This is a genomic window from Streptomyces sp. NPDC057702, assembly GCF_042799315.1.
Taxonomy (GTDB): Bacteria; Actinomycetota; Actinomycetes; order Streptomycetales; family Streptomycetaceae; genus Streptomyces.
On sequence record NZ_JBHVJC010000037.1, the window covers coordinates 64,493 to 74,540 of the forward strand.

General features: G+C 73.6%; 12 protein-coding genes. All 12 read left to right on the forward strand.

The features are described 5' to 3' along the window. Positions 1-12 precede the first annotated feature (12 nt). Positions 13-159, forward strand: a complete 147-nt coding sequence (locus tag ACFVFR_RS25800) for a hypothetical protein (protein WP_383705799.1) — start codon at positions 13-15, stop codon at positions 157-159. A 41-nt stretch (positions 160-200) separates the two neighbouring features. Continuing rightward, positions 201-953, forward strand: a complete 753-nt coding sequence (gene fabG / locus ACFVFR_RS25805; RefSeq protein ID WP_383705801.1) for a 3-oxoacyl-[acyl-carrier-protein] reductase — start codon at positions 201-203, stop codon at positions 951-953. Next, a complete protein-coding gene (locus ACFVFR_RS25810) occupies positions 950-1,459 on the forward strand; it encodes a 3-hydroxyacyl-ACP dehydratase FabZ family protein (RefSeq protein ID WP_383705803.1) in 510 nt (169 codons plus the stop codon). Before fabG ends, ACFVFR_RS25810 begins: the two co-directional genes overlap by 4 nt. Before the next feature lie 50 nt (positions 1,460-1,509). Then, positions 1,510-1,986 (forward strand): 3-hydroxyacyl-ACP dehydratase FabZ family protein, encoded by a 477-nt coding sequence (locus ACFVFR_RS25815; RefSeq protein WP_383705805.1) that lies wholly within the window; start codon positions 1,510-1,512, stop codon positions 1,984-1,986. Further along, entirely contained in the window at positions 1,986-3,260 is a 1,275-nt protein-coding gene (locus ACFVFR_RS25820; protein ID WP_383705807.1) for a beta-ketoacyl-[acyl-carrier-protein] synthase family protein, read from the forward strand. Before ACFVFR_RS25815 ends, ACFVFR_RS25820 begins: the two co-directional genes overlap by 1 nt. A 2-nt stretch (positions 3,261-3,262) precedes the next feature. Next, complete coding sequence (locus tag ACFVFR_RS25825) at positions 3,263-4,366, forward strand: hypothetical protein (protein WP_383705809.1); 1,104 nt, start codon at positions 3,263-3,265, stop codon at positions 4,364-4,366. Continuing rightward, on the forward strand, positions 4,363-5,172 hold the full coding sequence (locus ACFVFR_RS25830; RefSeq protein WP_383705811.1) for an alpha/beta fold hydrolase: 810 nt from the start codon (positions 4,363-4,365) through the stop codon (positions 5,170-5,172). Before ACFVFR_RS25825 ends, ACFVFR_RS25830 begins: the two co-directional genes overlap by 4 nt. A 29-nt stretch (positions 5,173-5,201) precedes the next feature. After that, entirely contained in the window at positions 5,202-6,776 is a 1,575-nt protein-coding gene (locus ACFVFR_RS25835) for an MFS transporter (RefSeq protein ID WP_383705813.1), read from the forward strand. A gap of 11 nt (positions 6,777-6,787) precedes the next feature. Continuing rightward, a complete protein-coding gene (fabD, locus tag ACFVFR_RS25840) occupies positions 6,788-7,852 on the forward strand; it encodes an ACP S-malonyltransferase (protein WP_383705815.1) in 1,065 nt (354 codons plus the stop codon). Positions 7,853-7,878: 26 nt separating this feature from the next. After that, positions 7,879-9,486, forward strand: coding sequence for an acyl-CoA carboxylase subunit beta (locus ACFVFR_RS25845; RefSeq protein ID WP_383705817.1), 1,608 nt, complete (start codon positions 7,879-7,881; stop codon positions 9,484-9,486). After that, entirely contained in the window at positions 9,486-9,770 is a 285-nt protein-coding gene (locus ACFVFR_RS25850; RefSeq protein ID WP_383705819.1) for an acyl-CoA carboxylase epsilon subunit, read from the forward strand. The genes ACFVFR_RS25845 and ACFVFR_RS25850 overlap by 1 nt, the downstream gene beginning before the upstream one ends. Before the next feature lie 182 nt (positions 9,771-9,952). Next, on the forward strand, positions 9,953-10,048 hold a 96-nt coding region (locus ACFVFR_RS25855; RefSeq protein WP_281179312.1), incomplete at its 3' end, for a biotin carboxylase N-terminal domain-containing protein.

Here is a 10,048-nt window from a genome sequence, read left to right on the forward strand (position 1 = left end):
GAGAGCTGAACGATGACCGCAGTAGCCACCGAGACGCAGAGCGACACCTACCCGCTGGTGGACGCCGAGTGGGGCCCGGACCCGCTGGCCGACATCCCCGCTGACCTGATCCAGCGGCACGGCTCCATGGACCACGACACCGCGGGCGGCTGCGGCTGACGCCGCGGCGCCCCCACCGCACGGACGAGAGGACGAGAACAGTGACCGAGACCGACACCCAGCGCCCCATGGCGATCGTCACCGGCGGCTCGCGCGGCATCGGCCGCGCCTGCGCCGTGCAGTTGGCGACCGACGGCTACGACGTCGCGTTCTGCTACCGCGGCGGCAACGACGCGGCGGCCGAGACCGAGAAGCTCATCCGCGAGCAGGGCGCGCAGGTCTACCACGCGCCCTGCGACGTGGCCGACTACGACGCGGTGCAGGCGTTCGTCAAGGACGCCAAGGCGGCGCTCGGCCCGGTCACCGTTCTCGTCAACTCGGCCGGCATCGTCAAGGACAACCCGATGGTCCTGATGCCGCACGAGGACTGGCAGGCCGTCATCGACACCAACCTCAACGGCACGTTCCACTTCTGCCGCTCGGTCGTCTTCGACTTCATGAAGCGCAAGGAGGGCGTGATCGTCAACATGTCCTCCATCTCCGGCGTTTACGGCCACGCCACCCAGTCCAACTACTCCGCCTCCAAGGCCGGCATCCAGGGCATGAGCGCCTCGCTGGCCAAGGAGGTCGCCGGCTACGGCATCCGGGTCAACGTGGTCGCGCCCGGCTTCATCGAGACCGACATGACCGAGGCGCTGCCGGAGAAGATCCGTGCCCAGGCCCTCAAGTCCATCCCGATGAAGCGCTACGGCGGCGCCGACGAGGTCGCCTACCTGGTGTCCTTCCTGGTCTCCGACCGCGCGAAGTACATCACCGGCGAGGTCATCGAGGTCGACGGCGGGGTCTCGCTGTGACCACCGCCCAGCCGGCCGTGGCCGGGCAGGCCCAGGGCGGCGCGTCCGCCGCCCTGGCCGGGCCGGTGTTCACACCGGTCACCGGCAAGCTGCGGGCCGCGCCCGTCGACCCGGTGGACGAGGTCGCCCTGGTCTCCGCCACCGAGGTCGTGGTCCGTAAGACCGTCCGCGCCGACGACCCCTACCTTGAGGGCCACTACCCGGAGTTCACCGTCTACCCGGGCGCCTTCGTCATCGAGTCCGTCTTCGACGCGGTGCTGCTCCTGGTGCGCGCCCAGCGCGGAGCGGAGACCTTCGTCGAGCCGGCCGAGATCACCTCGGTGCGGTTCACCACCGCCCTGCGCCCCGGCGACACCCTCCAGGTGCGCTGCGAGTGCCAGGCGGTCGACGGCGACATCGTGCGCGTCGTCGCGCACTGCGCCAACGGGGAGGCCAAGGCGGCGCTCGTCAAGATGGCGTTCCGCGTGCTTCCCACCGAGGAACCGACCGGCTCGGGCACCGCCTGACCGGCCTTCGCCGGCCCACCGGCCGCCAGGCCACAACGTACGGGGACTTCATGATCGACTACGCCGAGCTGCGCGACCTGATTCCGCACGCCCACCCGATCCTGCTCGTGGACAAGGTGCTCGACATCGCACCGCCGGACCGGATCACCACCGCGAAGACCGTGACCGGCAGCGAACCGTGCTACGCGGGCATCGCCCCCGGCGCACCCACCCGCGCCTTCGCCTACCCGCCCGCGCTCCTCATGGAGTCCTGGGGCCAGGGCGGCGCGCTGCTGTGGATGCGGCACGTGCGGTCCCAGGAGCGCGAGCGCAACGGCGGCCTGATCCTGGCCGCCGCCCGTGGCATGGAGTTCCACCGCCCCGTCTTCCCCGGCGACACGCTGCGCCACGAGGTGCGCATCGACCAGTTCGTCGGCGACAACGTGATCATGAGCGGTGAGAGCCACGTCGAGGGCGAGCTGGTCGCCTCGGTGGCCTACGCCATCGCCGTCATGCGCCCCTCCGACGAACTGACCTGGGCTTCCTGATGGCCACCGACGTCGTCATCACCGGCCTCGGGGTCGTCTCCCCGCTCGGCAACCACCCCCGGGAGTACTGGGACCGGCTGCTGCGCGGCGAGGTGCCGGTCCGTCCGCTCGCGGCGCCCGGCACCGCCGTCGACGGCACCCACACCTACCCGGTCACCGACACCCCGCCCGCCGCGCCGCACCCCGGCGGCGCGCCCGGCCGGGCCTCGACCTTCGCGCTGGCCGCCGCCGCCGACGCGCTGCGCGACGCCGGCCTGGACGGGGCCGGCCCCGAGGTGCTCGACGGCGTCGGCGTGTGCGTGGGCACCGGCAACGGCGACAGCGACCTGCGCGAGGCCGAGCGCGAGGGCCGGCGCGAACTCACCGGCCTCCAGTGGTACCCGTACGACACCGCGAGCCTGCTCGCCGAGCGCCTGGCGCTGCACGGCCCCGGGCTGACCGTCTCCACCGCGTGCGCCGCCGGCGCCTACGTGGTGGCCATGGGCGCCGAGATGATCCGCTCCGGCGAGGCCGAGGTGGTCCTGGTCGGCGGCACCGAGGCCGTCTCCCGACCGGCGGTCGGCGCGTTCCTGCGCCTGGGCGCCGCCGAACCCGGCCCCTGCCGCCCCTTCGACGCGGACCGCGCCGGCACCGTCTACGGGGAGGGCGCCGCCTTCCTCGTCCTGGAGTCGGCCACCCGCGCCCGCGCCCGGGGCGCCGAACCCTACGCCCGGGTCCTCGACTCCGGGTGGAGCTGCGACGCCTTCCACGAGACGGCGCCCGACCCGGAGGGCACCCAGGCGCTGCGCGCCGTGCGCGAGGCGCTGCACCGCTCCGGGCTGGACCGCCAGGAGGTCGGCGCGGTGCTGTGCCACGGCACCGGAACGCCGGCCAACGACGCGATCGAGAGCCGCACCACGGCCACCCTGCTCGGCCCGCGCACGCCCGAGGTCCCGGTGACGGCCATCAAGGCGTCCCTGGGCCACAGCGGCGGCGCGGCCGGCGCGTTCGCCTGCCTGACCGCGGCCCTGGTGCTACGGGACGGCCTCGTCCCGCCGGTGGGCACGCTGCGCCGGCTCGACCCCGCCTGCGACCTGCGCGTGGTCCGCGACGCACCGCGGGCCAGCGCCGGCAGCGCGGTCCTGGTCAACGCGTACGCCTTTGGCGGCAACAACATCTCCGTGGCCCTCGCGGCCCCGGGCCCCGCCGCGACGGACCCCGCCGCGGCCACCACCGACACCCACGGGCGAGCCGGCGGCGCGCGCCCCGTGCCCCCACGGGAGGGAGCGGCGTGAACGTGACCAGCACCGCACCGGTCGCCGTCACCGGCGTCGGCGCCATCAGCCGCCCCGCCATCGGGGCCCGGGAGTTGGCCGGGGCCGCCGACCTGTGGCGCGCCCACCCGGCCGGGTACGAACGGCCCCTGGACGTCGCCGAGCTGGACAACTTCTCACCCGCCGACTTCCTCGGCCGGCGCGGCTGGCGGTTCCTGCCGGAGGCCACCCGCGCGGCGCTCGCCGCCGCCCACCTGGCCTTCGCCGACGCCGCCGCGCCGGCCCCCGCCGACGGCGACCCGGACACCCGACCGGGCGCCACACCCGGTGCCGTCCCGAACGCCGCGCCGGGCGCAGAGCGCGTGCCCGAGCGCGTCGGCGTGGCGCTGGGCACCAACTTCGCCGTCGACGCCGTCGTGGACCGCATCGACCGGGCGCTGCTCGACGAGGGCATCGCCGGCATCAGCCCCGTCGAGTGCCCCAACTTCTCCGTCAACGTCCCCGCCGGCCGCCTCGGCATCGCGCACGGCCTGCGCGCCTTCAACATCACGCTGGTCAACCTGCTGACCGCCGGGCTTGAGTCGGTGCTGGTCGGCGCCCACGCGATGGCCGCGGACCGGGCCGACGCCGTACTGGTCGGCGCCGTCGAGGGCCGGCCGCCGGCCGGGGCGCGCACCGTCACCGGGTCCCACGTGGACGCGGCCGGCGCCTGCCTGCTCCACCTGGAGCGCCCCGAGCACGCGGCCCGGCGCGGGGCCACCGTCCACGGACTGCTCGCCGGCGGCACGCGGCGTACCGTGCCCGCCGACCCCGCCGCCGCCCGGCGGGTGGTGACCGCCGCGCTGGACGCGCTGAGCGCCCCGCCCGGCCGGTCGCGCCTGCACCTGACCCTGCCCGCCACCGGCGGCGAGCACGTCGCGCGAGCGGCCCGGGACTGGGCGGCGGGACGCGACGCGGCCACGGACGTGACCGTCTCCACCGGCGCCCCGCAGGCCAGCGCGACCCCCGTGCTCGGCCTGGCCCAACACCTGGTGCGCGGCGTACGCGAACCCGCCGTGGTCGGCGCGCTCGGCCCGCGCGGCAACCTCACCCTGCTGCGGATCGACCCGCCCCGGAGCCTGGCATGAGCGGCGAGTCCGGACCCGCCCCGGTCAAGGCGTCGCTGTTGTACGGCGAGGAGTTGGCCGTCCACCGCTTCGCCGAGCTGCCGGCCGCCGCGCTCGTGCACGGCCTGGAGGACGACTGGAGCAGCTACACCAAGCTCAGCCAGCTCCTGTCCGGCCGCTTCCGCAGCTTCCCGCTCGACATGCCCTGGCGTGCGGGCGGCACCTACCGGTGGCGGGCCCGCGCCACCAGCGGCCAGTGGATCGAGGGCGGCCTGCAGATGATGCCCGAGCCGGTCTCGGTGCTCGTCGCGCACTCCATGGGCGCCAACTCCGTGCTCCAGTGGCTGGCCTCGGGCGCCAACCCGAAGCTGGACGCGCTGGTGCTGCTGTCCCCCTTCTACTGGTCGCCCACCCAACCCGTGGACTGGGCGATCTTCGACGGCTTCCGGCAGCAGTTCGCCGCCGTGATGACCGCCGGGCTCCAGACCCGGCTCGGGCCCCGGGCCCACACGATGGACCCCGACATCTTCAACACCATGGTGCGCAAGATGTTGGAGAAGATGGGCCCCCAGGCGTTCCTGGCCCTCTTCGACCAGTACAGCGCGGCGTCCTCGCTCGCGCTGTCCCACGTATCGGTTCCCACGCTGGTGATCGGCAGCCCCAACGACCCGGGGCTGCTGGGCGATCGTGCCGATGCGCTCCGGGCGGACATGCCCAGCGCCGAGCTGTACATGGACCCCCGCTTCAGCCACTTCTGCCACGTCGAGCAGGCACAGGAAGTGGCCGATCTGATCATCGCGTTCGTGGACCGCCAGCGGGCGGGCTGACACCGAGACGAAGGGCACCAGGACACCTCATGTCGGGAAACACCTTGCACCTACGGGCGTTGCCACCGCGCAACAAGCCCGGCCTCACCCTGCTGGCCGCGCTCCTCGGCCTGTTCATCGCGCTGCTCGACGTCACCGTCGTCACCGTGGCCATGCCCACCATCGGCGACGACCTGGACGCCACCTTCGACGACCTGGAGTGGGTGGCCAACGCGTACATGCTCGCGCTGGCCGTCCTCATCGTCACCGCCGGCCGCCTGGGCGACCTGTACGGACAGCGGGTCATCTACGTCATCGGCGTGGTGGTCTTCCTGGCCGGCTCGGTGCTGTGCGCCGCCGCCGGGCAGATCACCCTGCTGGGCGCCGAACACATCACCACCCTGCACGTGGGACGCGTGGTGCAGGGCGTGGGCGGCGCCGTCGTCATGCCGCTGACCCTGGCCATCGTCTACTCCTCCTTCGAGGGCAAGGCGCGCGCCAAGGGCATCATGATGTGGGGTGCCGTCGGTGGTCTGGCCACCGCGCTCGGCCCGCTGATCGGCGGTCTGCTGGTCGACCACGCCGGCTGGGAGTGGATCTTCCTGATCAACGTGCCCATCGGTGCCGTCGTCATCTTCGCCGCCCTGACCGGCATGGGCGCCGACCAGCGCCGCGCCACCAGCGGCAACTCCATCGACCTGCCCGGCCTGGTCACCCTCAGCGCCTCGCTGCTGTGCGTCAACCTGGCCCTGATCAACGGCAACTCCTGGGGCTGGACCTCCCCCCGGGTGCTGGCCCTGCTGGGTGGCGGACTCGTGCTGCTGGTCGGCTTCCTGGGCGTGGAGTCCCGCTCGCGGGCCCCGATCATGGACCTGAGCTGGTTCCGCCGGCCCTCCTTCGGCGGCAGCATCGCCGTCTCGCTGCTGCTCGGCGCCGGCATGTTCTCGCTGATCTTCTACCTGTCGATCTACCTCCAGACCGGTCTGGGCCTCAGCGCCCAGGAGACCGGCATCCGGCTGCTGCCCATGACGCTGATGCTGATGATCGGCGCCCCCGTCGGCGGCCGGATCGTCGCCAAGGCCGGCGTACGCAAGGCGCTGGTCTTCGCGATGACGCTGATGGCCGTCGGCATCGCGCTGTACACGCTGGCCGACCCCAAGGGCGACGCGGGCTCCTGGACCCTGCTGCTGCCCGGCATGCTGCTGACCGGCCTGGCCATGGGCGTCGCCATGCCCGTCGCCTCCGAACTCACCATCTCCGCCGCCCCGCAGGACCAGGTCGGCGTCGCCGCCAGCGCCGGCACGATGATCCGCCAGGTCGGCAACGCGGTCGGCATCGCCATCATGGGCGCGCTCATGAGCAACCGCACCGACGCGGCCACCGACGAGATGGCCGACCTCCAGCGCACCGGCCGGGCCACCGCCGAGGCCGCCGCGGCCCTCAAGCAGAAGGCCGTCACCGAGGGCATGGAGAACGGCGCCTGGTACGCCGCCGCCATCACCCTGGTCGGCGCCGTCGTGGTGGTCCTGTTCGTTCGCGACGCCAAGCCCGCCGCCGCGCCCCCCACCCCGCCCCGGCACCGCCCCGACGACACGATGCGCCTCAGCAAGCTGCCGAGCGCGTGAGGGAGAACGCCATGACGCACCCCGACACCCGGCCCGCGCCGGCCGCCGCGACCGGCGAGGCGACCGACGCCGCCGACGCTCCCGGCGCGACCGCCGCCGACGCGGGCGACGAGCGCGGCAGGACCGCGTTCCTCTTCCCCGGGCAGGGCTCGCAGAAGGTCGGCATGGGCCTGGACCTCCTCGCCGCGCGCCCCGACCTGGCGGACACCTACTACCGCGAGGCCGACGACATCCTCGGCTTCCCGCTGTCCAGACTGTGCTGGGAGGGGCCCGAGGAGACGCTGCGGGACACGGCCGTCACCCAGCCCGCCGTCTTCCTCACCAGCCTGGTCACCCTCGACGTGCTCGGCGACCGGGGCGTACACCCCGACGTCGTCGCCGGGCACAGCCTGGGCGAGTACACCGCCCTGGTCGCCGCCGGCGTCCTGGACTGGCGCGACGCGCTGCGCCTGGTGCGCCGGCGCGGCCAGTTGATGGCCGGCGTCAACGAGCGGGTGCCCGGCGCCATGGCCGCCGTGCTCGGCCTGGACCTGGCCACCGTCGAGGAGATCTGCGCCACCGTGGCCGCCGAGACCGGCCAGGTCGCCGAGGTCGCCAACGACAACGAGCCCGGCCAGTCCGTGGTCTCCGGCGAGGCCGGCGCCATCGAGAAGGTCCGCGAGGCCGCCCAGCGCGCCGGCGCCGTCAAGGCCATCGCCCTGCCCGTCGGCGCGCCCTTCCACTGCGCGCTGATGCGCGACATCGAGGAGGAGTTCGCCGCCGCACTCGACCGGGTCACCTTCCGCGAGCCGCGCACCCCGGTGGTCTCCGGCGTCACCGCCGACTACGCCACCAGCGCCCGCGACATCACCGACACGCTGCGCCGCCAACTCGCCGGCCGGGTGCGGTGGACCGGCTCGGTACGCCTGATGGCCGCCTCCGGCGTCACCCGGTTCGTCGAGGTCGGCCCCGGCAAGGTACTCAGCGGCCTCAGCCGGCGCATCGTGCCCGAGCTGACGTCGTACACCACCCACGACGAGCGCCGCATGGCCAAGACCCTCGACGCCCTCGCACCCACCGCCGCCGTAGCGGCCTGACCACCAGCAAGCCCAGGGGGACGCGCATGAGCATCACCGACGATCGGCGGATCACCACCGACGACCTGCCCGAGGACCCGAGCACCGGCGGCCTGTCCGAACAGCTCCTGAAACTGAGGGAGTTGAAGGAAGGCATCCACGCGGGCGACCCGGCCGCCACCGAGCGCCAGCACGCCAAGAACAAGCTCACCGCCCGCGAGCGCATCGACCTGCTTCTCGACGAGGGCTCCTTCCACGAGATCGAGACGCTGCGCCGCCACCGCGCCACCGGCTTCGGCCTGGAGAAGAAGAAGCCGCACACCGACGGCGTCATCACCGGCTGGGGCACCGTCCACGGCCGCACGGTCTTCGTCTACGCCCACGACTTCCGCGTCTTCGGCGGGGCCCTCGGCGAGGCCCACGCGCAGAAGATCCACAAGCTGATGGACCTGGCCGAGTCCGCCGGCGCCCCGCTGGTCTCGCTCAACGACGGCGCCGGCGCCCGCATCCAGGAGGGCGTCACCGCGCTGGCCGGCTACGGCGGCATCTTCCAGCGCAACACCCGCTGCTCCGGCGTCATCCCGCAGATCTCCGTGATGCTCGGCCCGTGCGCCGGCGGCGCCGCGTACTCGCCGGCCCTGACCGACTTCGTGTTCATGGTCCGCGAGTCCTCGCAGATGTTCATCACCGGCCCCGACGTGGTGCGCGCCGTCACCGGCGAGGAGATCAGCCAGAACGGCCTGGGCGGCGCCGACGTGCACGCCTCCGTCTCCGGGGTGGCCGCCTTCGCCTACGACGACGAGGAGAGCTGCCTGGAGGAGGTCCGCTACCTGCTCTCCCTGCTGCCCCAGAACAACCGCGAGACCGCGCCCGTCGAGGAGACCGAGGACCCGGCCGACCGCAGCGTGGACGCGCTGCTGGACCTGGTGCCCGGCGACCCCAACCGCTCGTACGACATGCGCGCGGTCATCGAGGAGATCGTCGACGACCACGACTTCTTCGAGGTCCAGGCCACCTGGGCGACCAACATCATCTGCGCCCTGGCCCGCCTGGACGGCCATGTGGTGGGCATCGTCGCCAACCAGCCCGCCTCGCTGGCCGGCGTCCTGGACATCCACGCCAGCGAGAAGGCCGCCCGCTTCGTGCAGACCTGCGACGCGTTCAACATCCCGCTGGTCAGCCTCGTGGACGTACCCGGCTTCCTGCCCGGCGTCGACCAGGAACACGGCGGCATCATCCGCCACGGCGCCAAGCTGCTGTACGCGTACTGCAACGCCACCGTGCCCCGCGTCCAGGTCATCCTGCGCAAGGCGTACGGCGGCGCCTACATCGTCATGGACTCCCGCTCGATCGGCGTGGACGTCTCGCTGGCCTGGCCCAGCAACGAGATCGCCGTGATGGGCGCCGAGGGCGCGGCCAACGTCATCTTCCGCCGCGAGATCGCCGCCGCCGACGACCCGGACGCGGTGCGCCAGCAGAAGATCAAGGAGTACCAGAGCGAGCTGATGCACCCCTACTACGCCGCCGAACGCGGCCTGGTGGACGACGTCATCGACCCGCGCGAGACCCGCTCCGCGCTGATCAGCTCGCTGGCCATGCTCCGCACGAAGCACGCGGCCCTGCCCGCGCGCAAGCACGGAAACCCCCCGGTGTGATGGGCGCGCCACGGCCTGGCGGCGCGCCGAGCGCCGTCCACGAGCGGTCCACGGCCCCCGCCGCCGGCCCGACGGGCGCCCCCGACGCGTCGCTGCGGGTGGTGCGCGGCGCGCCCGGCGCGGCGGAGGTCGCCGCGCTGGCCGCGGTGTTCGCCGCCCTGGCGCAGAGCGCGCGGCACCGTCCCGGGCGCGGCCCCGGCCGCCCCCGGGTGAGCTGGGACCACCCCGGCCCCGGCCGGCCCGGCGCCCTGGGGTACCGGGCGCCCGGGGCGTGGACCTCATGAGCGGCGTCTTACCCGAGGCATCGCGAGCACGGCCGTACGTGGCGGGCAACCGGCCCGCCCCGCACGGCACGCCGGGCGACGCCCGGCCGTTGACGAAGGTGACGACGCTGGCCGCGACGTCAGCGCGGTCGACGCACCCGGCCCGGGTGACGCGACCGGTGGGGAAAGGGAATCGGAGACCCATGCGCAAGGTGCTCATCGCCAACCGTGGCGAAATCGCTGTCCGTGTTGCCCGTGCTTGTCGGGATGCCGGGATCGGGAGTGTGGCGGTGTACGCG